The following is a 25,354-nucleotide window of genomic DNA, read 5'->3' as shown; positions in this document are numbered from 1 at the left end:
TCTCGCGCGCATGCGTATCCTGGGCACCACATGGCTGCGATCGCGATCGCAGCAAGGGTAGTTGCGCAGCGGCCATTGTAGGTCCACCCCATTCGTCGCTCTTGATTCACCAAACCCTTCTTAAGCCGCATATCCTTCACTATTGTTATTTTCCCAACGAGCATCATCTGTTTTCCAGGAACCAGGCGGCAGCTCGGCAGCAGCCGTCGTGGCGCCGCCGCAATCATTACGGTCTCCCGAATCATCGTCTCACTACGCGCAACGCGTTCACTGCGAAGACCGAGAGGTCGGTTGCGCTTTGCAGCGCGCGCAATGCGCTCCAGCCTTTGTGACATTCGCGAAGCTAGTTCCCAATGTGGCGTCCCCTGGTGCGAGAGTTCTACTTCGCAATGCCTACAACCTGACGCTACGATCGATTCAAGCATTTTGAGCGTCTAGCGAGCATAAATACGCCCTGAGACAGGCACATCCGCATTGTGGACGAACTCCCGCCAGCTGCACGCTTCACCGGTGCAGTGTACGACACGTCACCGGTGTTGGTCGATGATCGCTCGGCTTGGTGTTGAGATTGAAGGCGCAAAGGACACCCGCTGGGACGATCGGCGAGAAGTTGTCGCCGAGTCGGCTGGCTTGTTCGTCGTCCGAGCCAATGATCTTACCGTGGATTCCGCAGGCTTAGATTGCTTGCTGCTATTCCAGGTTTGCAACTGCTCGACCCCAGCTCAGCGGCTTCGACCTTGAGCCACGTTGGCACGGCAGTTGCTACTCGGCGCGTGAGCTGGGCGCAGCCTAGCCGCAACGCTGAAGATATCATTCGTCGTTGATTGCTGCGAGTCGTTCTTCGGACGGACTGAGTCGCGCGCACCGCTCTATGTTCGCGATTGCATAATCTACGACGAACGAGGCTTAATATGAGGAAACCAGCGGCAGACGGGCTTTACATCGTAGGCAAGCTATTTGTCGTGGCTATTGCCATTCTGGTTTCGTCAGCGGCAGGTGCCAATGATGATCTAATGAGCGCCGCCAGGCGACTATTCAAGCCGATCCCCTCAATGGTTCCAGCGGTCAAGGACAACCCGATCACTCACGAAAAGGTCACCCTTGGCAAATCCTTGTTCTTCGATCCGAGGCTTTCGGCGAGCGAGGTCATTAGCTGCAACACGTGTCATAACGTTGGGATGGGCGGGGTAGATGCCGGTCCGACTTCGATCGGTCATCGCTGGCAGCAGGGTACACGTCGCGCGCCAACCGTCTTCAACGCGGTCTTCAACGTGGCACAGTTCTGGGACGGGCGCGCGGCAGACCTCAAGGCGCAGGCCGCGGGACCTATCCAGGCCGGAGTCGAAATGAATGCGACGCCCGATCGCGTGCTCAGCACGTTGAATTCAATGACGGAATATGTCGTTATGTTCAGTAAGGCGTTCCCCAACGATGCGGCGCCCGTTACCTTTGCAAATTTTGCCAAGGCCATCGAGGCTTTCGAGGCGACCTTGATCACACCCGCCGCCCCTTTCGATCAGTACCTTGAGGGCGATGGATATGCTCTTAGTGACCACCAGAAAGCCGGGCTAAAGCTATTCATCGAAAAGGGATGCTCCTCTTGCCACAACGGAATTAATGTCGGTGGACAGGATTACTTCCCGTTCGGCGTGATTGAAAGGCCCGCCGCAAACTTGCTTCCGAGAGACGATAGGGGACGTTTTGCCGTCACTAAGAATCCTAGCGATGAGTATGTTTTCCGCTCCGCACCATTGCGTAACGTCGCATTGCGGTCTCCCTACTTCCATTCCGGTCAGGTCTGGAGCCTCAAACAAGCGGTTGGCGTAATGAGTGAGGTTCAACTCGGTATAAAACTGAGTGACAAAGAAACTGACGAAATTGTCGCCTTTCTAAACTCGCTTACCGGGCAGTTTCCGAAGATCGACTATCCGATACTGCCCACACGCACCAACGTCACCCCAAGGCCCTCTTTAGACAAATAGGCCGTCACGATCGCGACACTCCGTGTGATTAGCGTGAACGCAGGAGCTCGAGCACGAAAGCTTCTAGACCTCCAAGTCAAGCCCCCCAGGTTGCGAATAAGCCGACCATCTCCTCCGGAGGATCAGGTCTGACAAACTGGATCATATCGCTTTGTGCGTTATTAGCGAGTTTGACGGTCGCCTGTTCGCCAACGCACCGTTTCCAAAGCGCAAGTGACGATGGTACCCCGCCCCGCTTCCATCTCATCGCCCTGCATGTGCGGTTGATGACGCGATCGTCCAAAACCCTACCATAAGATACGACCATCTTTGACGTCGGGCTGAGACCGATGCGAAGCCCCTTTGTCACGCCAGCCGCGCACCATATTCCCAGCAACGGCACGCGGATTGCTGGGCAAGGACTAACGTGCTGGCGCGAAGAAGGCGGCCGCAGCGGACCCGGAGTCAAAGATGAGGCTTATTCGATTGATCTTGATCGATCTGACGTTGATGCTGCTTGCACCCGGGAGCGCAGAAGCCACGATTTTGGGCGCCGGCGTAGCCTTCACATCTGCTACCAAAGCTGTGGCGTCATGGGAGGGGATTTCGGCCGCAGAGCCAATCTTGAGCTCTGGCGCGAGCCGACAGCCTTCCCGTCAAACATCACAAGCGGCGCCAATTCAGCTTGCAACGAACACCCTCGGCCACCCGGCCAAGCCGGCTGAGCATTCCACGATGCTGGAATTGGGCTCTCCCTGCGTGATCGGCAAGCGCGCAGGGCAGCGTCCGATTACCTCGATCATCAACGGCTCGGAGATACTCAACAAGCCGCTGACACCATCGATCTGTAATGCCGCAGCCACGCGTTATGGCCCCCTTGGGGAGGAGACACCGCGCTGGAACGCAACAGACTGGACTCTCGGAGGCATGGTGATCGCGGCGATTCTGCTCGTGATCTTGGTAGAAAGATACATCACAGGCGCGGGCACGTGAGAGAAGCAAAACCTGGCTTTATCGAATTCGCCTTCAACGGCTCTATCGCAAACATCCCGTTAGTGGCCCAATTTAGCGTACCCGCGAAAGGCGTCACGGCAATTTTCGGCCCGCCTGGCTGCGGCAAGACCGCGGTCGCACGCTGCATCGCCGGCGTGCAGCGTCTGCCGGGTGGATTTTGCGCAATCGATGGCGAGATTTGGCAAGATCAAACGACGTTTCGGCCGCCTCATCTGCGTCCGGTCGCTTATGTATTCCAGCGCCCAATTCTTTTTTCTAATTTTTCCGTCAAGCGTACCCTTCTGTTCAACGCATCGAAATCGAAACCGACACTGATCGATTTTGATGGGGTGGTCGAATTGCTCGCCCTTACCCCACTGCTCGAGCGTTCGCCATCGCATCTTTCTGGCGCCGAGCGACAGCGCCTTGCCCTGGGCAGTGCGCTGCTAGCACAACCTCGACTACTTTTGCTTGACGACCCGCTCACTTTGCTCGACCGCTCCGCCAAATGCGAAATTTTGACATTTCTCGAGCTCATGCGAGAAAAGCTCCCATTGCCCATGATCTATGTCAGCCATGACATGGCTGACATCGAGCGCTTTGCCGATCATCTCGTCATGATGAAAGATGGCATTGTGACTGCGGCCGGGCCACTCAACGTCGTTCAGAGCGCCCCGGCGCTTGCCGCGCGCGGCGATGCGGCGGTCTGCCTTGATACCGTGGTCGGCGGCTATGACGGGCGCTATGGGCTCGTCATCCTCCGCCTCAAAGGAGCGCGCCTGTTGATCCCTGGAGCGCCTCTTAGGCCGGGCGCACAGCTGCGGCTGCGCGTCGCAGCCGACGATGTCAGCATCGCTTGCGAGCCACCGCGCGCCAGCTCTATCCTCAATGTTTTTCCAGCACGCATCAAGGCTTCTCTGCCGTTCGACGATGCCGAGGTCACCTTGGTCCTAGCTCTCGAAACTGGCCGTTCGGGCGTACCGCTTCTGGCCCGCATCCCACGTCGCTCCTTTGATGCGCTACGGCTCAGCAATGGCACTGACGTATTCGCCGAGGTCGCGCGCGCCTTGCCGGTCGTAGTCCCAGAGCGGTTGCTCGTAAGGCCTTCCACATCAGCAGGAGGCGTTCGACAGACGAGCGCCGATACGAGAAACGAACAGCAATCGGAGTACGACAGTGAGCGGCAATCTTGATGAGATAGATCCGAAGCATATTGCGGCCGTGTTCGACTGGCCAGACAATGTAGATATGCAGCAGGGCGATTTGGCCCAGAATCTCGCGCGGCGAGGCGTACGCGTCGGCGGCATCATCTGGCGACGTTTGACGGGCGCACACGGTACGCCCTGCTTGGTCGCAGGGGACATTACGTCAGGGCAACAAATCTCGATTTGCGAGCAAGTCGGCAGCGCAGTCTTGTCTTATAAGCTCGATATAAATGGACTTGCGAAGGCCGCAGCTATCGTTTCCCGAGCGCTTCGCCACCTGGTCAATCTCCTCGCGACGAGCACATTTTGCCGGCAGCAAGCAGCTGGCAGCAGCCTGCGCGCCGAATTCGTGGACTCAATTGGCCGTGGCGTACCACCTATGATAGCCGTTCTGGTTACATGCCTTGCCGCCCGGCGAACTTGCACGGGTGATGTTGGCACGTTGCTACTTTGCGATCGCCAAATCGTTCAGCGATGGTGGCGCGATCTCCCCTCGCGCCTAGGACACAGCTGGGCTTTCATCCCGAGCCGCGACTATTTAGGCACTGTGATACCGGAGCGTTTGATGACGACTATACGACCAGCGGATACGTCCGCTCCGAAATAGCCCGTCGGGCTCCTTCGCCGTCTCTGAAAAAAGCCTTAGCTCGGGCCTCCGCTCCTCGTTACGAGACACCATGATGCATTATGCTTTGCGAACGCTCCGATTGCGGACGTTTAATCGGCGGGGAGTCGCAGTTCAAGCAGCTGCGCGCGCTATTCGGTTGAAGCCGACATCAGCCCCTCAGTCTGTTCTGCAGTGCCTGCCGATCGACGACGAGGTCGCTAAGGTTCAGATCTGGCTGCCGTCTTCCCGCCAACCGCCTGACCAGCGCCTGCGTCCCGTCGACCACAAAGACGCCGCATCATAGCCGTTCCTCTGCTGGCGTACGGAGGCGTCTTGCAGCCATCCGCGCTACGAGCATTGCTGCAGGTCTGTCGTTTTATCAGCGCGCGGAGTCGTAGTGGTAGGCAACCGGCCTGGCGCAATCGCGGCGGTCCACCAGCAACAACGACCAATGGGAGCCGCGGTGATCGAGGTCCGTGGCGCTGGCATCATTGACCGGCAAGAACAGGAAGTCGACCGACCTCTGCTTCTTGTTGCGCGCGCTGCAACTCCTGCTGCTCAGCGTACCAACATCCAATAGTTCGGATCGTTATAGACCGGTTCCACACCATTCTCCTTTGATGAGATGACTCTTCACAGCTGCACCAGCTCGCGCTCCGGTGCACTAATCACGGAGCCTCCGGCCTAAGGAAGCCGGACGCCAAGCTCGTCAAATTGAACAAAAGCGACTGTCCTCGCGCTCCTCTCTGGGCGCACGCATCACTCTTATCTGCCCGGCCCTGGCTGCTGCAGAGGGCGCTCCGGCCTCCAAGGCAATAGGTGCTTGCTGGATATCCTCAAAACAACCAAGAGAAACGAAAGCCAGATACTTGTCATTCGAAAAGCAAGGCGTTCGGCCACCCGCCCGGCTGGGGTCGCATGCGGCACATCGCGACAGAAAGCGGGCCGCGCCATTGCCGCTGGCCCCCCCGGATCTGCTATTGGCACTGCAGATTCTGCTTTGTCTCGACCCTTCAGTTTACGTCTCACATTAGCTACAACCAACCGGGTCGTACCTGCACAGAACATACTCCCGCGCACCATTAAAGGACCTGACATACTGAAGCCTCTCCTCGTGCTCACGAAGCCTCAGAGCCATGCCCTATGTACGATTGAAACTCTGCAACCTGACGCTACGTAGACTTCATGCCTTCGTTGCTGCCGCCGCGAGCCTGGTCGGTTATCATTCCCGTTTCAGGTGCGGCAAATCCTTGCAGCTTGGTGAGCTCCTGCCGTTTCGAGCGGGCTTAATGCGCGAGGGGGAAATCTGCAGCCAAGCCGCTGCGCGGCGCAACTAGGACAATCGGCTCTTGAAACTGATGGCATATCGTTTGCTTCATCAGCGTGGTCACCATGTCAGGAAAACAAACGTGTGAGGACCGCATGCTTGGAATTGGAAGTCAATTGCCGCCGTTCGAGATCACAGGCGTGAAGCCTGGCTTTCACGCGCACGAAGAAGATGGGCAGAGTGCATTCGAGACATTGACCGAAGCTAGCTTTCCAGAAAAATGGAAGATCATCTTCTTCTATCCCAAGGACTTTACCTTCGTCTGTCCGACCGAAATCGCCGAGTTTGCCCGGCTTTCCAAGGAATTCGTTGACCGCGATGCAGTGATACTGGGGGGCTCGACTGACAACGAGTTCTGCAAGCTTGCGTGGCGACGCTCACATGTCGACTTGCAAAATCTGCCAATCTGGCAGTTTGCCGACACGAAGGGGACCTTGGTCGATGGCCTTGGTGTGCGTTCCCCCGAAGGGGTCGCGTATCGCTACACCTATATTGTTGACCCCGCCAACACGATCCAGCACGTCTACGCGACCAATCTCAACGTCGGACGCAGCCCCAAGGACACACTGCGCGTGCTGGACGCTCTCCAAACCGACGAGCTCTGTCCCTGCAATCGCGAAATCGGCGGCGAAGTCCTGAAGGTCGCTTGAGGCAGCATGTCGTCGATTGAACAGTTGAACGAAAAGATCCCCGATTTCGCCAAGGACGTCAGGCTCAATCTGACTTCCCTGATGGCCGATGAGACACTCTCTCCGCAGCGGCAATACGGGCTTCTGCTGGCGAGCGCAATTGCCACCCGCAATGCAGACGTAATTGCCGCAATGGAATCCGCCGCGGCCGCCATCATGACGCCCGTGGCGATCGCCGCAGCGAAATCCGCCGCCGCTGTGATGGCGATGAACAATGTCTACTACCGCTTCGTTCACCTGGCCTCCAATCCGGAATACAAGACGATGCCGCCACGGCTGCGCATGAACGTGATTGGCAGTCCAGGTGTTGACAAGTCTGATTTCGAGCTATGGTCGCTTGCTGTGTCCGCCATAAACGGCTGCGGTGCTTGTATCGATGCCCACGAGAAGACACTGCGAGCTGCGGGAATCAGCTCCGGAGTGATCCTCTCCGCCGTGCGATCTGCTGCGATCGTCCAGTCAGTGGCGACTGCAATCGAGGCCGCTCGGCCGAGCTCATCCCAGGCAACGGGCTGATTTCTCCTCTGCCATCCGATCGATAGAGTGTGGCGCCGTTCCGTATCGCCACACCGGTTACCTTGAAACGTGCCTAGCTCGAATTGCTCGCGCCCGTGCCAGAGGCGGAACGCGCGAATATGCTAATATTCGGACGCTTAGGGGCGGTTCGTACCACGGCTTCGTTCCATCCTCACCTTACCCTCAGCCAAACTTGAACAGCACCCCATATCCGCCGCGCGGGTAACTCCACTGGATATCGCCGGTGGGCTCGGCGATCACCCGGCAGGTACCGCACTCGATACAGCCGTCGACAGTCACCTCGACCCGCCCCTCATCGTTCAGCTCATAGCATCGCGCGGGGCACGCTTTCAAAAGCGCGACTAGCTGCGGCGATGGGGACGTGTGTGCGCGAACCTTGACGTGCGGACGACCAATGTCGACAAGGTAGCGGTTGTAATACAGCTTGTCTTCCACGCGCACCGAGGGCTCGGCATCCATGCTTTGTCCTTCCATACTTGGAACTCACACTGTTGATAATTAGCGCCAGGCTCGCGCAAAACGACATGCATCGCCGAACAGACCGGTCCATGAGCGCGCCTTGACAAAGGATTTCAAGGTCGCATTCTCCTTCTCAACCTTGGGCGTACCATCGACCCGCACAAAGTTTTGCATTGCCTTAGAGATGAGCTGCGGATAGGTGAGAAAGAAGTTTTGTGAGTGAGTATGCATCAGGGGCGGCAAATCCTTGTACTTCTTGAGGTCCTTGATGACGAAGGACTCATCCAACATCTTCTTGTAGAGCGACAGATTTGTCGCTGTCATCGGCTCGCCGCGCGATTTAACCAGGCCGATCGCGTCGGCCGCTATGCGACCTGAGGTCATCGCGAGATTGGACCCCTCGCGATGAACGGCATTGTTGAGTTGCGCCGCATCGCCAACGACCACCCAGCCTTCCCCGTAGAGCTGCGGGATCGATTTGTAGCCTCCTTCAGGGATGAGATGCGCTGAATATTCCTTGACTTCGGAACCTGCTAGCAGAGGCAACACAGAGGGATGCCTTTTGAATTGATCGAGCAAGCCGTAGGGCGTCTGGCCGGTGCGCTGGAAATCGGCGACGAGACAACCGATGCCCAGCGAAATACACTCTTTGTTGGCATAGATGAAACCCATTCCGGTCATACCGCGGGAAATGGTGCCCGCCGCCTCGATCACGACGCCTTCTTCGCCCTTAAGATTGAAACGCGCTTCGATAGTCTCGCGAGGCAAGAAGTGCATTTCCTTGACGGCGAGCGCAACGTTATCGGGTGTCGGCCGCGCGCGCAGGCCCGCGCGCGTCCCAAGCAGACCATTGACCCCTTCAGCGAGCACGACGACATCGGCGTGTATTTCGCCGTCGCGGCGATCTGTACGAACGCCGACAATCCTTTCACGCTCGTCGCGTACGAGCTCCGTCACGGTCGTCTCGCAGAGCACGGTCGCGCCGGCTTCGCGCACCTTTGACGAGAACCATTTGTCAAACTGCGCGCGTATGATCGTGTAACGGTTCGGCCGCTCCTCGTTGAAGTCGTCCGAGCGGTAATGCATCCCGACATGCGAGCGGTCGTCCATCATCCAGAACCGTTGTTCAACCAGATGACGTTCGAGCGGCGCCTCTTCGCGAAACTCGGGAATTAGCTTTTCCATCATGTCCGCGTAGAGGATTGCGCCCTGCACATTTTTCGATCCAGGATATTCGCCGCGCTCGAGTTGCAGCACCTTCATGCCTTGCCTGGCCATGGACAGCGCCGCCGCGTTACCAGCCATACCGGCTCCTACCACGATGGCATCGAACCTCTCTTCAATCATCATAATCTCCTCTAGACCGCGATCCGGGCGCGCGAATTCGGCAAGAGCCGAGCGCGAAATGCCGCCGTCAGCGCCGGCAGCAATTGCATGGCATCACTGACGATCGCAACATGGGCGAAGTCGAAGATCGGAGCACGTTTGTCAGTATTGATGGCGACGATCAGATCCGCCCCCTCGACACCCACCCGGTGCTGGATCGCGCCGGAAATACCGGCCGCAATATAGAGCTTTGGCCGGATCGTCTTGCCGGTCTGACCGATCTGCCGATCAGACGTAACCCACCCCTTCTGCACCAGAGGACGCGAGCAGCCATATTCAGCGCCAAGAAGAGTTGCGAGCTCGCGCACCAGCCGGAAGTTCTCAGGCGATCCCAGTCCCAAGCCACCCGCAACCACGACGTCGGCATAGGCTAGATTTGATGTCTCGGAATCACGATCTGGGAGGAACGACAGAACTTTCGTGACAATATCGTCTTCGACAAGGCCGAGCGGATGGACGATGATACGGGCAGCATCACGTTCGACGCGCTCAGGCATCGGCATGACCCGCGGGCGCACTGTTGCCATCTGCGGACGATAATTCAAGGTATAGATCGTGCAGAGTAACGAGCCGCCAAAGGTCGGACGCGTCGCCGCAAGAGAACCATCGGCGTCGACATCGAGCGCGGTGCAGTCGGCAGTGAGTCCCGTTGACAAAGTCGTCGCCACCGAACCCGCGAGATCGCGTCCCAGCGTTGTCGCGCCCAACAGCAGGATCTCGGGCTTGTAGGTATTGACGAGTTCGGTGAGCGCCTTGGTATAGGATTCATTACGGTAATCCGCCAAAACGTTGTCGCTCACGAGATAGGTCAGATCGGCCCCATAGCAAAAGGATTCAAGCGCGGCGTTACGGGTGGACTGCCCCTCCGGGCCGACAACGACCGCGGCGAGATTCACCTTCAGCTTGTCGGCAAGCCTGCGCCCCGCTCCCATGAGCTCCCAGGAAACCGGATGCACCTGGCCGCGCTCCAGCTCGACGAAAACCCAGACATGCTTGTAGGCCTTAAAGTGCTCCGGCAGTTCCTTCTTGGCTGCTGCCCGGCCGGCCGCCGCAGGCACAGCCGTTTTGGTGACATTGCTCATGCTTTAAAGTCCCCTCAAGAATACGCGCGCCCGCGCCACAGGTTTGTATCTAGATTCAGTTGACTGAGGATCAGTTCTGATCAGCAGATGGCCGGCTGCTCGGCTGCCCGGCCCGCTTAGTGCAAACCGACCAGGCAGTAAAACTCGTCATCGACGTAGACGCTCCGGGCGGGCCAGAGCCAGAGATGTCCTCGACGGTAGTGCCTCGCGCGCTCGGTTCGACAAGCGCCACGGTGCCCGCGACGCCGCTACGGCATCTGTGCCCGGAAGAGTTGTTGCGTCCGCCTGCTCTGCAGTATCGGCGCCTCGCTTTCGGCCCAGCGCTCTGCACCGGGTGCGCCCACCAAAGCGATCGGATCTGCGCACCTGTCATGCACTGCGTGGTCAGCCTCCAGCCCCGGCACCTTGCATCGGCCGAGCTTGGCGCCTCCGCCGGACGCATGTTGCTATCCGCATTGCGACGAATGCCACTTTGCGCGCATCCGCGGACTCGCTCGACGCTGACGACTATGTACATGCCCTCTCCAGATGTTGCGCAACGGACGACTTAGCCACTGACCACCATCTCACGGTCGGTGTCGGCCTCGTTCGCATCAAAGGCCATATCGAACGGACCGGGCGCGAGCGTGAGCCGCGAGATCATGCCGCATCGCTCGGCAGGCGGTAGAAGCAGCGTCATAGGTGTTCCTTTTTCATCTCGGACGACCGCCATCTGTCAGCATCGATGACGGGATAGGCACGACGACAGCAAGTGTCGTACCACTTGCAAGAACCATCAAAAGTCAGGCGGAAGCAATGATTTGACAGAAACTTAAATGCTCGCTCAGGGCATTGGACACGATCAGTCCGGACATGGGTCGGGAATGCGACAGCGTCGCTCGGGTCATGGCTGGCGGAGAGATGATCCGGATGAAGGAGCTTTCAGACCGCACGGCAATCGTTAGAGAACACCTCATTACGGCGGAGCGCGAAGTCACTTCAGCTCGCTCAACGGAACAAAAGCTGTCGGTTTGCCTGGGCCTGCAACCGCGTCCTTCAAAACCTTGAATACTCGTTGATCAATCGGCGGCGATGCCACGAAATCAGCATAAGCCTGCTCCAGCATCGCTTTGCACCGAGCTCTGATTTCCGGCTCTGTGGCGCCAGAGAATTGCTCTTTGGCGAAATATTGTCCCATGCGCTTTAGGATGTGAAGGCGCGCGACATTTACAATCTTCGGATCATAATCGACGCCAAGCAGCGAAAAGAACTCCTCTGCCGACGAGGCGTTGCTAAGCCGGTCCAGGATAGGGGCTGCCGGGGATGAGTTGATCATCGAAAGGTCTCCTTTGGATCAGCTCTCGGACGCCAAATAAGATACTCTTAGCGCCTGATGATATTGCCGCGGTTCTACCTCGCACAGCGGGTGCGCATCGCCAACGCCCGCCCCTGGAACGCCGAGGCGCTCAACTTCGCTCTCCAGATCTGCAGGTTCGGCTGGCGCCGACGTCAGCCCGGATGAGGAAGGAGCATGAACGGCCAAACCGCAATCGGTGCTGATGCTCGTCGGACCGGTGGTCGGGCGGGACAGCAGCCTCAAGAGAAGACGTCGCTTGGCAGTCCGCGGACCGCTCGCTGCTGGATTGCAGATCACAGCATGTATGCTGGAATGGTCCGCAATAACTGGAGCGGAGATTTGCGGCCGGCGAATCGGCCTGAGGAAGAGGGGTATTTTTGCGCCGGTCAGTGGCATCGGATAGCCTCCTTGCGACACACTTGGTCTCTCGAATAGTCGGCGCAAACGTTGCTAAGCACGGCTCTTCACCCGCTTTGGCTGGCTGGGCATCCGCACACGTCGCGCCAGATCGCCGCCACCGTTTTGCGCTCGACTGGCAGCTTGTGCTCGATCGCATGCTTGCGAACTTGCGACAGGATCTGTCTGGCTTGATCGGCGCTGGCGGCCAGCTTGAGTTCATCGAGCAACGCCGTAATCGCCGCAAGTCCGGAATGCTTGCCGATCACAAAGCGGTTGCGGCGGCCAAGCAAAGCCGGATCAAGCGACTGATAGGTGCGCTGATCCTTCAAAAGGCCATCGACATGAATGCCGGATTCGTGCGTAAATACGTACTCTCCAACGATGGCCTTATTCAGAGGAATGGCACGCGCGGCTGCCGCAGCCACCAGTGCGGCGACGTTCTCGAGCTCCGGAAATATGATGCCGGTCTCGCGCCCGTAGAGCTGCTTGAGTGCGACCGCGACTTCCTCGAGCGGCGCATTTCCGGCCCGCTCGCCTAACCCGATGACGGTCACCGAAGCGTGGCTCGCGCCAGCTTTGATGGCTGAGAGTGTATTGGCGGTTGCGAGTCCGAGATCGTCGTGGCCGTGAAATTCCAGTTCCAAGTCGGTGGTCACACGCAGTTTCCTGACCAGCGCGTAGGTTGCGTCGGGATCGAGCACACTGAGCGTATCTGCAACACGAAAACGACACGCGCCCGCGGCTTTTGCGACTGCAATCAGCCGGATCAGAAACTCGACGTTGGCGCGCGAAGCGTCCTCGCCACCAACAGAAACTTGAAGCCCCTTCTGACGAGCATAGCCGACCAGTTGCCTCACCTGTTCCAGTGCCAGGCTGCGATGACCACCGAGCTTGGCTGCGATCTGCACATCGGAAGTCGGGATCGACATGTTGATCATGGACACCCGGGCTTCAATCGCCGCATCGACGTCCGCTTTCCTCATCCGGCACCAGCCTATCGTCGTCAGCGGAAGATCTGCTTCGACAATGGCGCGGATTGCTGTGATTTCCTCATTGCCCATCGCGGGCGTTCCCGCCTCGATCTCCGTGACCCCGGCCCGCGCAAGCGCCCGCGCGATCGCCAGCTTTTCCTTCGTGGTGAACGCAACACCGGGCGCCTGCTCCCCGTCCCTTAGCGTCGTATCGTTAAGCACGGTCGGCTTCGCGCGTTCTTGATCGAACCATGAGGGTTCTTCGCTAGAGGCGATCACGCAGGCTGACCCCTTATCCTTGACCACATCCCCTTCAGCAACCCGCACGCCACTGCGCTATCCCTGCCAACGGATTGAAAATCTACGCTTCCTTCCTTAACCTCCTCCCGCCAATGGATTGTCGCAAACGCGACTGGCTCATGAAACGGGCGCTTTTGCCACTCCCAGGTCGAGTTCGAAAGCCAAGGCGATTGCAGCGCGCCGCGATGTTGCCGATTGGTCCCGGAGCAATTCAGGCCGGCATGTCTTGGATCCATGGTCACTTGCTCGCATTAAAGCGGCGTTTATCCGCACGATGACATGCTGCGGGGATCGCCAGATCCTGGAAGCGTTGTCGCGCTGCAACGCACGAGAACATTTGTGGCAAGTCAGATGGGCCAATCAGCGGTGACCTGCTGGCGAGCCGCCTCCAGCAACTGGTCGCGCCGGCGCTCGGCCATCCGGCTCTCACCGCTTTCTTCGCCGAAACAAAGATTGAAGTCGTTACATTGCGTGCACACTGGTGTTGTGCACGTCGCGAGGCCTTCATCCTCGCAAAGCATGCGATAGAAGAAACGCTTCCAACGCATATTGTTGACATTGCGCGCGGCGAGCGGCGCGTAGTGACGGCTGAGCAGCCGAGAGAGCTCGCCACGATTGCGCAATCCGAGATCTTCCCATAGATGGTCTGGTTCGATGGCTCGTCGGGCGATCATGGCAGCCAGCCAGCGGCCGAGATCTCCTTCCGTCGAGCGGTGCTTCAGCAGAAGATCGCGCACCATTGCGATTTCGTCGTTCTCGTTGCATTTGTACCTTAGGAGCTCATCTGGAAGGTCGACCTCAAGTGAGGGAAAGTACTGCGCGAGCAAAGCCGCGAGTTCATCGCCCGATAGGCCAGTCTTCTCCGGAAGAGCGCCGCCATCCATCGTGGCAGCCGCCAGAATAGATGCCAAAGCGTGGCGGTCGAAATGACTGTCACTGGCAATGTCGGCATCCGCAGGAAGTACGCCGGTGAGGAGGCGGTAGGCTACAATTCCGTTGGAACTGCTCGCATCAGGCTCACAAGCAGCCATAAGCGGAAGGAAGTGCACTTCGGACATGATTTTGTGGGTCTCTATAGCGGCCAGGTTTGCCTCGCCGCGTCCTGGTCCCGGCCGGGAGCGCTGATCAGAATGCCGGCCTCCCCGGATGGGGGGTGAGGGAGGCCGGCATCCGTCGCGCGCCTTCACAAGGCCGCGACTCACGACCTTTACGAGGCCGCGAGTTCGGCGGCAGTTTTGCCGATGATGGATTCGTCGACCGGCTTCATAATGCCATGCTCCATCAGCATGTCCTCGAGCTCGTCCATGGAGATCGGTGTCGGAATGATACCCTTGCCACCATTGTTGTGAACCTTGGCAGCGAGATTGCGATAGTGATCGGCCTGCTTCGAATCCGGCGCATACTCGAGCACCGTCATGCGGCGGAGTTCGGCATGCTGGACCACGTTGTCGCGCGGCACGAAGTAGATCAGCTGAGTGCCTAGCTTCTTGGCCAGCGCCTCCGCCAGTTCCAACTCCTTGTCCGTCTGTCGTTCATTGCAGACCAGGCCGCCCAGCCGCACACCGCCCGAGTTGGCGTATTTCAGGATACCCTTCGAAATGTTGTTGGCGGCATACATGGCCATCATTTCACCGGACATCACGATGTAGATCTCCTGCGCCTTGTTTTCACGGATTGGCATCGCAAAGCCTCCGCAAACGACGTCGCCGAGCACGTCATAGGATACGTAATCAATGTTCTCATAGGCGCCGTTCTCCTCGAGGAAGTTGATCGAAGTGATAACGCCACGACCGGCGCAGCCGACGCCCGGCTCAGGACCACCGGACTCCACGCATCGGATGTCCTTGTAGCCGACCTTCATCACGTCCTCGAGTTCAAGATCCTCCACGCTGCCGGCGCTCGCCGCCAAGCTCAGAATCGTGTCCTGCGCCTTGGCGTGCAAGATCAAGCGGGTCGAGTCCGCTTTAGGATCGCACCCGACAATCAGGATTTTCTGACCCATCTCGGCCAGCGCCGCCAACGTGTTCTGGGAAGTCGTCGACTTGCCGATGCCACCTTTTCCGTAGAACGCGATTTGCCTTAGTGAAGACATGTTGCTCTCCATCAACCGATTTGCCAAAAGTTGCGCGCTTCTGACGCGCGAGCTTGTTTCTCTCTCTCAGAAACGGGGCACACGGGTTCAAGGGAAGGAGCACATCGCTCGTCTTACGCGTCGGCGTGCACTCAGCCCTCACTCAGTGTTGCTGCCCGATATTAGCAACCGCCGTGCCAACGCTCGTAAGCGCTGCCCAAGTCTTTGATTACATTTAAAAAGCCACCTGCCCGCAAGAGCGCCTGGCTGTTTTGGAACCTATCGGTCAGCGCGGCTGTCGGAAAGCGAACAAGAGCGGCAACCGCTGACACGAAGCCCATTTGCATCGGCTGTCCCATATCTTCAGCCACGGAATGGGACTTGCTACTCCACTCGTGAACCGGCTTTCTGGGACTTGAGCGGTGCGACAATGTCGGTTGCGATCCAGACTGACCGGACAGCGGATGCCAGCGGCGCTTGCCAACTGACATTGAAGATAATCGGCAAGACCATCGAATGGGCGTCGAACGCAGCAGCGACATGGCCATCGTTCAGCTCAGCGCTGCCAACATAGGTATGACATGGCGACAATCACCTTTTATCGAAAGCCCGGCTGCGCGACCAATGCGCGTCAGATTCAAGCGTTCAACGCTGCCGGTCACGACATCATAGCCAAAGATATTTTGATGGAGCCATGGGCTTCGCAAGAACTGCGCCGCTTCTTCGGCAATACCCCGGTTGCCTCCTGGTTCAATCAAGCGGCCCCCCGTATCAAATCAGGCGAAGTCAATCCCGCCATGATTGACGCCCAGCGCGCACTGGCGTTGATGTTAGACGATCCGCTCCTGATACGCAGACCTCTGATCGACGTCGATGGATCACGATGCGCCGGATTCGATCATGAGCTTGTGCTGTCGCTGCTTGGCCGCAAGACCCCAGATGATCTCGAGGGATGTGTGCATGACGCAAACGAGGACGCGCTGTCCGCAAACGTGAGGCTCGGACAGAAGGCTTTGATGCGAAGAAACACATTTTTTGCGTCCGGCTTGGTTCGTGACCTCCGACTCGGACCCTCGCTGAGAAGGCCAAGCTGGCTGTTCCGTAACACGGATCTGCCGATATTGCGCCTCGGGTGAATGCTGCCTCTACCGGCCCTGCAATGTGCGAGGTTGCTGCATTGTCACTTTGATTTTGCATGGCCCAACGGGCATGGATTGGACCGGGGCATCAAGCCAACAAACACTCTCCTGAAGAGATTGGACTCAGCACGGACTATGAATCGAACAGCTATCAAGCCAGGACAACGACGCTTTTAGCCGTGCTTCTTATGCAACTCAGCCGCATAATTCCGGTGAGCGCGCCACTATTTTGATCCGCATCAAATCCTCCGCCGCTTGTCATGTGTGACAGAGATCTCGCGCGCCTTATCGCGCGACTTTTGGAATGGAGAATTCGATGAGAACAAGAACAATTCTGACGACGACGTCGCTCCTCACGCTCGCGATCTCGCTGGCCAGCATCTCGGCACAGGCTGCAGATCTCGGTCCGGCGCCGGTTTATTACAAAGCCCCCCCGATCGAACCGTTCAATCCATGGATGATCCGCCTGCGAGTGCTCGGCGTTTTGCCGGATACCGCAGGCAGTTCAGTCCACGTCTCCGGGGTACCTTCGCTGTCTTCTCCCAACTCCGGTCTGTTGATCAGCGATCAAGCCATACCGGAGCTCGACATCACCTATTTCTTTACGAAGAACATCGCGGCCGAACTCATTCTCGGCGTGACCCGCCATCACATCAGCGGCACTGGCGCGCTTAATGGACTCGATATCGGCAAAGCCTGGCTATTGCCGCCGACGCTGACCCTGCAATATCACTTCAACGATTTCGGCCCACTGAAGCCTTATATCGGCGCAGGCATCAACTACACTGCATTCTTCAATCAGTCGGCGGCCAATACGTCGCTCGCCGGCCTTACCGTGACGGATCTGCACATCAGCAACCAGTTCGGCGCGGCGGTCCAATTTGGCTTCGATTACATGCTTGACAGTCATTGGGGCCTCAACTTCGACGTGAAGAAGCTGTGGCTGCGGCCAGACTATTCTGCGACCGTAAACAATGCGATTCCCGTCTCCGGGCGCGCCAATATCGACCCATGGCTCATCAGCGGCGGCATCGCTTACAAGTTCTGACGTCAGAACAGGATCCAGAGAGAAGAGACAAGGTTGATCAAATCCGGACGCGGCGAGCCACCGAGCGCGTCCTTCAACCGCACCGCAGTTCATCCGCGAGCGAGATGGCGTGTCAATGACGCGTCGTCTCGCGAAGATCGTGAGCGCCATCCGCGCCTTGCGCTTGCGGCGTGCTGCGTAGGGGACAGTATTAAGTGACGCGAACAGATTGATCGAACAGCCATCGAACGAAACACGTTCTTGCTTTGTCAGCCGTTGCGACCGTGCCAGTTGCCGATCGGGTCTGAAAATTCAAGGCGCCGCGCTGCGCCGTGACAATGATAGTCTGACAAGGGAGTTGACGCTCAAGGTTCAGGGCCCGGGCACGAGCAGCGCTCTAATCTGGGCCCGTCTCACCGAACATCTCAAGGAGCGCCATAACGACAAGCTCCATGACGCGCTGTTCGAACGTCCTGACCCCTGAGGGCCACCCGGTCACCCTGAGCCGACCGACGTACCGAGGGAACAGCTCATCGACGGAGAAGCTGTCCATGCTTGATTGCCCGGCCAAGCGGCGCGAAACAAGGCGTTTAGCTGCGCTTTAGCACCATCACGAGGCGGTCGACACGTTTACCCTGCTTGAGATGGGATTCCAGGATTTCGTCGACGTCTTCCGGCGTAGTCGCGCGGTACCAGATTCCGTCAGGATAGACGACCATCAAGGGACCGGAGTTACAATAGCCGAGGCAGCCAGCCATCGTGAAACCGATATCGTTAAGGCCTTGCGCTTCGATCGCCTTGCCCATTCGATCCCACAATGCTTGCGCGCCAGAGGCGCCGCAACTGCCGTGCGGATGAGTGGGCGGACGCTGCGTGTTGCAGGCAAAGACATGATGCCTATAAATTTGGGGGAGCTCGAATTCGGTTTCTGAGTCCATGCGCTTATCCTGTGATCAATGCGAGCGATCCGAAAGAGACATGGCCCGGGCTCGCATCGCCCTCACAGGGTCTCTTGCTGTCGAACGCCGCATCGATAGATTGATGCTACTGATTGCGATGCGCGCCTGCGAACGCAGGCGAAATGAGCGAACGCAACACTAATTGTAAACGCTGAAGATCAGCCACAGATCACTCACGTCTGGCACAAGCTTCCTGATTCGTTTCAACGTCTTCTCCTACCATCGCAATCTCTTCGCTCCTACATTGCTCAACCATCCGATTGCTGCAAAGCAAGTTCCACACCAAATGCAGAATCCTCGCGTTTTTACGACTAACTCTTGTTCTGCCGAGGCGCTCCTCATCGTTGATGCTGGAGTTCCGACAATGTCGTTTTTCTTCTGTTCTGGACAGGACAATCGTTGGCTTCGCGTTTGACGCCCCCCCATTCTGCTCCAGCCGTTCGCACGCATGATGTGCGCTCCGCTGTTTCCGATCTATTGTTTACCTCAACAGGATAGCGCCTGGCGCAAACGCCCCGACAGTCAGAGTGAACGCGGACCCGCGTTCAAGGCTATAGGTTAAGCTGCCCGGAGATCGTGTCCCGTTGCGTGGTGTAGCTGGCGGCGGGAGACCGCGTTCACCGGCAAGAGCCGGGCAGGTCAGCTGGCGATCGCCGGAAGGCTGACAGTGGGATCATCGCTCAACGGCGCGATGGTTTCCAGCGTCATATAGCGAGCGCGCTGGACGGCCCATTCATCATTTTGCTCGAGCAGGATCGCGCCGATGAGGCGGACGATGGCGTCTTCATTGGGGAAGATGCCGACGACCTCGGTGCGGCGCTTGATCTCGCCGTTGAGGCGCTCGATCGGGTTGGTCGAGTGCAGCTTGGTCCGGTGTTGCGGCGGGAACGCCATATAAGCGAGCACATCGGTCTCGGCCTCGTCGAGGAAGCCGGCAAGCTTGGGCAGCTTGGGACGAAGCTGGTCGGCGACCTTCCGCCACTGTGCTTGTGCGGCCTCGGCATCGTCCTGGGCGAACGCCGTGGCAATGAAGGCGGAGACGACGCGGCGGCCGCTCTTGCCGGCATGGGCCAATGCATTGCGCATGAAGTGCACGCGGCAGCGTTGCCAGCTGGCATTGAGCACCTTGGCGACGGTGGCCTTGATGCCCTCATGGGCGTCGGAGACGACCAACTTGACGCCACGCAAGCCCCGGCGAGCGAGCTTGCGCAGGAACGCCGTCCAGAACGTCTCGGCCTCGGAAGGGCCAATATCCATGCCGAGAACTTCGCGCCGGCCGTCGCTGTTGACGCCAACAGCGACGATCACTGCGACCGACACGATGCGCCCCTGCTGGCGCACCTTCACGTAGGTGGCGTCGATCCACAGATATGGCCAGTCGCCCTCGATCGGCCGGGCGAGGAACGCCTTCACCTTGTCGTCGATCTCCGCGCAGAGCCGGCTCACCTGGCTCTTGGAGATGCCGCTCATCCCCATCGCCTGGACCAGATCGTCGACCGAGCGGGTCGAGACGCCCTGCACATAGGCTTCCTGAACTACGGCGGTGAGCGCCTTCTCGGCCATCCGGCGCGGCTCCAGGAAACCCGGGAAGTAGGAGCCCTTGCGCAGCTTGGGGATGCGAAGCTCGACCGTGCCGGCCCGGGTCTCCCAGGTCCGGTCGCGGTAGCCGTTGCGCTGGGCCAGCCGTTCGGGGTTCTTCTCGCCGTAGGCTGCACCGGTTTGGCCTTCGACTTCCAGCTCCATCAGCCGCTGGGCAGCAAAGCCGATCATCTCGCGCAACAGATCGGCATCAGGGGTCTTCTCCACGAGCGTGCGCAGGTTCATCATGTCGTCGGTCATCGGTGGTTCCTCGGTTGCGTTGGCGTGTCGCAACCCGATCCTACCGGAGAACCGCCGGTGACCACCGCAAAGCCGCCCGCCCGCTACGGCGCTAGTTGAGGCGCGCGTCCGGGCGGCTTTGCTCTACCGAGCTACACCACCACCGGGGACACGACCTGCCCGGACTTGATCGGCCGTCACGAAACCGGCAACACAGCGGTCCTGGATCGCGCCCACAAGCCCTCCACGATACCGTCAAGGCGCACTTGCCGCCTCAATGCCGAACAGCGAACGCGTGTTCATTCATGCATGCGTCCGTAAACCGGCGGCCCCCGAAGATCGCGGCGCCACTCGCTGAGAGGTCACATTGAGGCGTTTGGCATCGCAATTGCAGCGCAGAAAATAAGCCAGCCGTCGCTGACGGCCAAAAGCTTCTGACACAGGATCGTCATTCTTCCTCCCAAACGATCCTGTCAGTCTGGGTCTCCCCATTCTCGCAGCCCAGACGGTGTCCTCGGCGGACTTCCAGCCGCCGAGGACATTTCTTGAACATGTTCTATCGACCGGCAGCAAGAAGCACGTCCCGCCTGAGAGATCCATTTGGCGAGTTGATGTAAGAGCAACCTTTTGTTGGTACGGCAGAGCCCGCTGGCGCCCGGCAGCAAGGCGTTGGACTGCCGTTTGCTCTGACACGCTAAGAGAGCATAATACCCATCTGCACCAACGCTTAGGAGCGACGATTTCGTCCTCCGATAAAATCCCTCAGCCAACTTGAACAACAGCCAAACGATACGCCGTCAATCCGGATGGATCGTGATATCCATTGTTTCTTCGCTGTCCTCGAAGCGCTCGGAAGCCCGATCTTCCTCCAGTAGCTCGACGCCGCATAGGCAAACGTCACCTTCGATCACGGCGAGCGCTACCGGCTCAAGCGCTTGTCCATTGCAGGGACCATCGATGCACATTCCGGTCTTGATCTCGAACCTTGCACCATGCCGGCCGCATCTGAGAAAGGAATGGTCTGCCGAGAAAAACTCGCCGGAGCCGATGTTCAGCCAGACGCCGTCATGCGGACAACGGTTCACATAGCCAAAATAGTCGTCGCCGAAGGTGCGCACCACAATAATGGAAAACAACCGGCTCTCGCCGCTATCATCGATACGCGACAGGCTAAAGCCCCTGGCGCCACTCCGCTCGATGGCATCGGCCGGACAGACGGTAAAAACCTCGATCTGATCGCCCATTGGGTTCCCGATCATCGCTTGGCTCATCCCGGCCTCGCAGTTTCCTGCTTGAAGGCTTCGACCGTAGTACGGCTCAATCGGAAGATGCCACGGCCACGAGCGAGCGGTCGATATGCCGAGCTAGCGCGGGCGTTGAGAACTTCAAACCATTGGTTCGGCGTGAGCTTTGCCGGGCGCTCGCTGATCTGGACCACCCTTCCATTCGGAGCGAAGCGGACGTGAATGATGACTTCTTGTACGTTCATAGTAATCTCTGTTTGACTAACTTGAGACACAGCGTGCTCGGATTCGAGCATCTTGGCGCGTAGGCCTTAAACCACGGCGTGGGCACGACACTTTGCGACGATCGAGCAGGCTTTCTGCGAGGAGCATTTTCCCGCAGCTTCCCGAACAGTACATGATGCAGCGGCATGCGACGTGTTCCGCATTTATGCGGATATCTATCCGCCCGCGGGGCATCGCATGACATGCGCTCGATTGATTTCTCATCTCGCGCACGCCCAGAGCTACGATTGTGCTCAATCAATCCTCCTTTCATGTGGTGCACAAAGATCATCTTAGTAGATCGCCGCACCTGCGCCCACGTTGATCGAGGCATCTTTCATGGTCTCCACGATAAACGCGATCTGCTTGTTCGTGAGATGGGTGTGAAACGGCAGCGCTAAAGCACGATCGGCGACCTTTTCGGTAACCAGGAAATCGCCACGGCGATAGCCGAGGTCAAAATAGTGGCGTTGCAAATGCAACGGCTGGCTGTAGGCAGCGGACTGAATCTGGGCGGCGCGCAGATCATCGATGATGGCGTCCCGACCGGATCGCGTGAAGCGTGTCCCCAATTGAACGAGATAAAGCATCCAGTTCACATCCGTCACATCGGGAGCGACATAAGGCGGCTTGATGCCTTCAAATGACTGGATATGCGCGTTATAGAGCTGCTCGATGAGCCGACGCCGCTCCAGGATTTCATTGAGACGCGTCAGCTGCGCCAGCCCCAAGGCAGCCGTGAGATCGCTGATGCCAGCCTGGTAAGGTGCTGTGCTCGCGACGACGACTGAGAATCGCTCGTCCAGGCGGTGGGCGCGATGGCGGCGCAACCCAAGCGCAATATCGATGTCATCCGTCACCACCATTGCGCCTTCACCGCAGCTTAGGGCTACCGGCTGGGCAAAGTCGAACACGGCCAGGTCGCCAAATCGGCCGACGAGCTCCCCCTTGTAGCTCGACCCGATCGCCTCGGTAGAATCCTCCAAGAGCAGCAGCCGGTGGCGCTGTGCGACCGTCCGCAGTTCTGCCCATGGCGCAGGATGACCGTTGGGATTGCCGGCGACAATCGCCCGCGTGCAGGCCGTAATGCTCTCTTCGACCTTCGCTGGAACCAATGTTCCCGACCAATAGTCGACGTCGGCAAATACCACCCGTGCGCCTGCGAGACTGATGGCATGCGCTGTTTCGCGAAAAGCGTAGGGCGAGGCGATGACCTCATGTCCTGCTCCGATCCCGAGCACCCTGAGTGCAAGCAGGAGCCCAATCGTACCACTCGAAACCGCAACGGCATGTTTGCGGCCCAGATAGACCGCGAAAGCCTGCTCGAACGCCTCAGTGATCCGCCCGCTGGAAATCTGCGACGAACATAGCAGGGTTTCAACTGCAGAGAGCTCAGCGACGGTAATATCCGGGTCCGACAGTGGGATAAAGGATGCATTATTCTCCACATTGTGCGGGCCATCGCACGGATGCTCTGCGAGCTCAGTGCCGCTCACTGCGCAGCGCTCCTTTTGGCCAATATGATGCCAGTCGCCCGTGCCGGATCGGCCGTAATCTGCACGCAGTGATCCGATCCATCGATCAGATGGAGATCGAAACGCACAAACTGCCGGAATGGCTGCTCCGGCATATCCGACGCATCACAGCGCACACAAGCAAGCTGCGGAAAGCGGCGCCGCAGCTCGACAAACAGCCCCTCCTCGGCCCTGTCGGCCGCAAGCAGCTGCTCGATTTCAATCAATTCCTGCCCAGTGAGCGTCATCGTGGCTCCTCTGTGACCCCTCAAAAGCCGCCCCTCATTGCCAGAACAGACGCTCCGGATCCGCGTTCAATTCGTCGATCGCTGAAGTCAGGCGGTGATACAGGCTGTAAAATTCCCAGATTCCTTGGGCGTGGTTCTTGCAAAACACCTTCCAAATTCCGCTCACGCGATCAAAAAGAATCAGCGCGACGTCGATTAGCGCGCCGTCCTTGTCAATATTGCGCGAGCAACAGGGGCTCTCGACGAGGTAGCCGCCTTTCACCGGTGTCACCTTCGGCGAGACGTAGAGATAGCGCGTACGGGAGCTCAAGCTGCGCTCGATCCGCTTGCGATCAAGCTCGTTGGGGTGCGCCACCAGCCCGGTCTTGACCTTCCTCATCAGCCCGGCATTCATCGCGAAAGCCTCCCTTCAAAGACCTGTGATTTCTTCTTCAAGACAGCCGATGAGCAACCGTTCTCCAAAATCGACAGTATAGATCGGAACGTTCGCATCGGTATGGATGGCAACCCTGATGATCTCTCCGGCCACTCCGGCGCCGAGCAAGACGCCGTCAGGCGCCGCATTGGGAAAAGAGCCGTCGTTGATGATATCGACTGTGGTTTTAACCCGCTGGCCCCGCCGATATTTCAGAAAGCCGGGTTCACTCACGACACGGCCTCCTCCGGCAATGGCAGATCATCGATCTCCTCGCAGGCATCCACCGGCACGAGTTCCTTGCGCTTCATGCCAACGCGGTAGCCGCTTTCCAGAAACTCGACACTATATATGTAGAACTGCTGCAGGAATGTCCCGATCGAGATGACGTAACCGACCTCTCCTTTCTTGACCAAAATGTCGCCAATCTCCTTGCCACGAAAGGTGCCATCATTCCGGATGGTGCGATTGGCTCGTACCTTTTGGCTAAAACTGAAGACAGGCGGCTCGTCGAGCTCGACGACGTCGCTGTCGCGAACAATACCGCTCATGTAGCGCTCCTCATGCATCGTTGCTGGTAGACATCAGGGGTGCTGCCGGTCCGACCAGGAGCCATCCTCCACAATTGTGCTCATCCCTCGCCGCACTCAGCCGATTCGCTCTCCGCAATGCGGTTCGCCAGTTCGTGTCGACGTGCTGACCAGGATGTCGCTGTAGGGCAGTTCGTGCTCCGCGTGACAGCCGTTCTGCGGTATCTAGCCGCGCTCTAGCGTATTGGCCCGTAGCTACACCAAGTAGCCCCGCAACGGCAGCGCGACGCGGTACGATGTGGCGGAACTGGACGTCCTCAGCGCAGATCGATTGATTGCGGAGCTGCGGGGCCAAGTGGCACGCGAGGACGTCGCCAGCTCCTTGTCGGTCAGCATCGGCATCATTTCCCCGTACGAAACGATGTTGCGGCTGGGGAGACGAGGCTTCTATGGCCATCAAGCATCGACGATAAGACGACGGCATTAGCCTGCGTGGACACGATCGCTCAGACCTCGACCTCTGCGCGCCATGTGCCGCCATTGCTGAGCGCGGGATTCCGCCGGGAGACGTGCCGGAGACGTAGCCGGCACAATCATTTGTGCAAATAGCCGAACGCCGGCAGTCGCAGCCCCTCTTGCGCGACGGACGAGCGCAGGCCCTGTAATTGGAGTGATGCCCCAGGGCGGTGTTGCCAATGTGGTCGATCTTCGGATTGGCTCCTCCGCTCCAGGACGTCCGCGAACGATTCGGTACCGATGGTGTCAGACGGTTCGAGTTCGAGCAGCTTGGTCGCGGCCTCGTCCCTTCTTCCCGATTGCCTGCCCATATCGGCAGGCCGGCGAGGTCCTTCAACACGGCGGGATGCAACCGCG

General features: G+C 58.6%; 23 protein-coding genes and 1 pseudogene. 8 read left to right on the top strand and 16 right to left on the bottom strand.

Annotation, left to right across the window (positions count from 1 at the left end; genetic code table 11):
* Nucleotides 1-911: 911 nt before the first annotated feature.
* From ACVW1C_RS27705 to ACVW1C_RS27680, 6 genes are all read left to right on the top strand, one after another.
* Nucleotides 912-1,982: a cytochrome-c peroxidase gene (locus ACVW1C_RS27705; protein WP_456761073.1), complete on the top strand. Its 1,071-nt coding sequence runs from the start codon at nucleotides 912-914 to the stop codon at nucleotides 1,980-1,982.
* A gap of 450 nt (nucleotides 1,983-2,432) precedes the next feature.
* Nucleotides 2,433-2,954: a hypothetical protein gene (locus ACVW1C_RS27700; RefSeq protein ID WP_456761072.1), complete on the top strand. Its 522-nt coding sequence runs from the start codon at nucleotides 2,433-2,435 to the stop codon at nucleotides 2,952-2,954.
* Complete coding sequence (modC, locus tag ACVW1C_RS27695; RefSeq protein ID WP_456761071.1) at nucleotides 2,951-4,147, top strand: molybdenum ABC transporter ATP-binding protein; 1,197 nt, start codon at nucleotides 2,951-2,953, stop codon at nucleotides 4,145-4,147. The genes ACVW1C_RS27700 and modC overlap by 4 nt, the downstream gene beginning before the upstream one ends.
* Nucleotides 4,131-4,766, top strand: coding sequence for a DUF2478 domain-containing protein (locus ACVW1C_RS27690; RefSeq protein WP_456761070.1), 636 nt, complete (start codon nucleotides 4,131-4,133; stop codon nucleotides 4,764-4,766). The genes modC and ACVW1C_RS27690 overlap by 17 nt, the downstream gene beginning before the upstream one ends.
* A 1,422-nt stretch (nucleotides 4,767-6,188) precedes the next feature.
* Complete coding sequence (locus ACVW1C_RS27685) at nucleotides 6,189-6,743, top strand: peroxiredoxin (protein ID WP_456761069.1); 555 nt, start codon at nucleotides 6,189-6,191, stop codon at nucleotides 6,741-6,743.
* A 6-nt stretch (nucleotides 6,744-6,749) separates the two neighbouring features.
* Nucleotides 6,750-7,298 carry a carboxymuconolactone decarboxylase family protein gene (locus ACVW1C_RS27680; RefSeq protein WP_456761068.1) on the top strand — a complete coding sequence of 183 codons (549 nt, stop codon included), beginning with the start codon at nucleotides 6,750-6,752 and terminating at the stop codon, nucleotides 7,296-7,298.
* Between the two features lie 183 nt (nucleotides 7,299-7,481).
* Here ACVW1C_RS27680 and ACVW1C_RS27675 read toward each other — a convergent pair whose 3' ends face one another.
* The 8 genes from ACVW1C_RS27675 to nifH form a co-directional block, all read right to left on the bottom strand.
* Nucleotides 7,482-7,778: a ferredoxin family protein gene (locus tag ACVW1C_RS27675; RefSeq protein ID WP_157348532.1), complete on the bottom strand. Its 297-nt coding sequence runs from the start codon at nucleotides 7,776-7,778 to the stop codon at nucleotides 7,482-7,484.
* 39 nt (nucleotides 7,779-7,817) lie between these two features.
* Complete coding sequence (locus ACVW1C_RS27670) at nucleotides 7,818-9,125, bottom strand: FAD-dependent oxidoreductase (RefSeq protein ID WP_456761067.1); 1,308 nt, start codon at nucleotides 9,123-9,125, stop codon at nucleotides 7,818-7,820.
* 11 nt (nucleotides 9,126-9,136) lie between these two features.
* Nucleotides 9,137-10,246: an electron transfer flavoprotein subunit alpha/FixB family protein gene (locus tag ACVW1C_RS27665; RefSeq protein ID WP_050420689.1), complete on the bottom strand. Its 1,110-nt coding sequence runs from the start codon at nucleotides 10,244-10,246 to the stop codon at nucleotides 9,137-9,139.
* Between the two features lie 547 nt (nucleotides 10,247-10,793).
* Nucleotides 10,794-10,925, bottom strand: coding sequence for a hypothetical protein (locus ACVW1C_RS27660; protein WP_456728285.1), 132 nt, complete (start codon nucleotides 10,923-10,925; stop codon nucleotides 10,794-10,796).
* Nucleotides 10,926-11,219: 294 nt separating this feature from the next.
* Nucleotides 11,220-11,561 carry a nitrogenase stabilizing/protective protein NifW gene (gene nifW / locus ACVW1C_RS27655; protein ID WP_050402987.1) on the bottom strand — a complete coding sequence of 114 codons (342 nt, stop codon included), beginning with the start codon at nucleotides 11,559-11,561 and terminating at the stop codon, nucleotides 11,220-11,222.
* A gap of 485 nt (nucleotides 11,562-12,046) precedes the next feature.
* Nucleotides 12,047-13,228: a homocitrate synthase gene (gene nifV, locus ACVW1C_RS27650; protein ID WP_456734186.1), complete on the bottom strand. Its 1,182-nt coding sequence runs from the start codon at nucleotides 13,226-13,228 to the stop codon at nucleotides 12,047-12,049.
* A 371-nt stretch (nucleotides 13,229-13,599) separates the two neighbouring features.
* Nucleotides 13,600-14,310 carry a nitrogen fixation protein NifQ gene (locus ACVW1C_RS27645; RefSeq protein WP_456761066.1) on the bottom strand — a complete coding sequence of 237 codons (711 nt, stop codon included), beginning with the start codon at nucleotides 14,308-14,310 and terminating at the stop codon, nucleotides 13,600-13,602.
* A 149-nt stretch (nucleotides 14,311-14,459) separates the two neighbouring features.
* Nucleotides 14,460-15,344 (bottom strand): nitrogenase iron protein, encoded by an 885-nt coding sequence (gene nifH, locus ACVW1C_RS27640; protein WP_157348527.1) that lies wholly within the window; start codon nucleotides 15,342-15,344, stop codon nucleotides 14,460-14,462.
* 560 nt (nucleotides 15,345-15,904) lie between these two features.
* Between nifH and ACVW1C_RS27635 the strand changes: the two are divergent.
* Both ACVW1C_RS27635 and ACVW1C_RS27630 read left to right on the top strand, forming a co-directional pair.
* A pseudogene (locus tag ACVW1C_RS27635) lies at nucleotides 15,905-16,319 on the top strand (ArsC/Spx/MgsR family protein).
* Nucleotides 16,320-16,766: 447 nt separating this feature from the next.
* The gene (locus tag ACVW1C_RS27630; RefSeq protein WP_456761065.1) at nucleotides 16,767-17,510 is read left to right on the top strand and encodes an OmpW/AlkL family protein; all 744 of its coding nucleotides are present in this window, start codon (nucleotides 16,767-16,769) and stop codon (nucleotides 17,508-17,510) included.
* A 569-nt stretch (nucleotides 17,511-18,079) separates the two neighbouring features.
* Here ACVW1C_RS27630 and ACVW1C_RS27625 read toward each other — a convergent pair.
* The 8 genes from ACVW1C_RS27625 to ACVW1C_RS27590 all read right to left on the bottom strand — a co-directional run bounded on the left by ACVW1C_RS27625 (nucleotide 18,080) and on the right by ACVW1C_RS27590 (nucleotide 24,502).
* The gene (locus ACVW1C_RS27625; protein ID WP_050420686.1) at nucleotides 18,080-18,427 is read right to left on the bottom strand and encodes a (2Fe-2S) ferredoxin domain-containing protein; all 348 of its coding nucleotides are present in this window, start codon (nucleotides 18,425-18,427) and stop codon (nucleotides 18,080-18,082) included.
* Nucleotides 18,428-19,087: 660 nt separating this feature from the next.
* A complete protein-coding gene (locus tag ACVW1C_RS27620; RefSeq protein WP_456724903.1) occupies nucleotides 19,088-20,287 on the bottom strand; it encodes an IS256 family transposase in 1,200 nt (399 codons plus the stop codon).
* A 776-nt stretch (nucleotides 20,288-21,063) separates the two neighbouring features.
* Nucleotides 21,064-21,537, bottom strand: a complete 474-nt coding sequence (locus ACVW1C_RS27615; RefSeq protein WP_456761064.1) for a Rieske (2Fe-2S) protein — start codon at nucleotides 21,535-21,537, stop codon at nucleotides 21,064-21,066.
* A gap of 530 nt (nucleotides 21,538-22,067) precedes the next feature.
* A complete protein-coding gene (locus ACVW1C_RS27610) occupies nucleotides 22,068-23,222 on the bottom strand; it encodes a DegT/DnrJ/EryC1/StrS family aminotransferase (RefSeq protein ID WP_456763193.1) in 1,155 nt (384 codons plus the stop codon).
* 44 nt (nucleotides 23,223-23,266) lie between these two features.
* Nucleotides 23,267-23,536 (bottom strand): hypothetical protein, encoded by a 270-nt coding sequence (locus ACVW1C_RS27605; protein WP_456728291.1) that lies wholly within the window; start codon nucleotides 23,534-23,536, stop codon nucleotides 23,267-23,269.
* A gap of 34 nt (nucleotides 23,537-23,570) precedes the next feature.
* Entirely contained in the window at nucleotides 23,571-23,930 is a 360-nt protein-coding gene (locus tag ACVW1C_RS27600; RefSeq protein ID WP_456728292.1) for a DUF3024 domain-containing protein, read from the bottom strand.
* 15 nt (nucleotides 23,931-23,945) lie between these two features.
* Nucleotides 23,946-24,185, bottom strand: coding sequence for a nitrogen fixation protein NifZ (locus tag ACVW1C_RS27595; RefSeq protein ID WP_456761063.1), 240 nt, complete (start codon nucleotides 24,183-24,185; stop codon nucleotides 23,946-23,948).
* Entirely contained in the window at nucleotides 24,182-24,502 is a 321-nt protein-coding gene (locus ACVW1C_RS27590) for a nitrogen fixation protein NifZ (protein ID WP_456761062.1), read from the bottom strand. Before ACVW1C_RS27590 ends, ACVW1C_RS27595 begins: the two co-directional genes overlap by 4 nt.
* Nucleotides 24,503-25,354 lie beyond the last annotated feature (852 nt).

It is taken from the genome of Bradyrhizobium sp. USDA 4011 (genome assembly GCF_054063415.1).
This window is presented reverse-complemented; position numbering and strand designations above follow the sequence as displayed.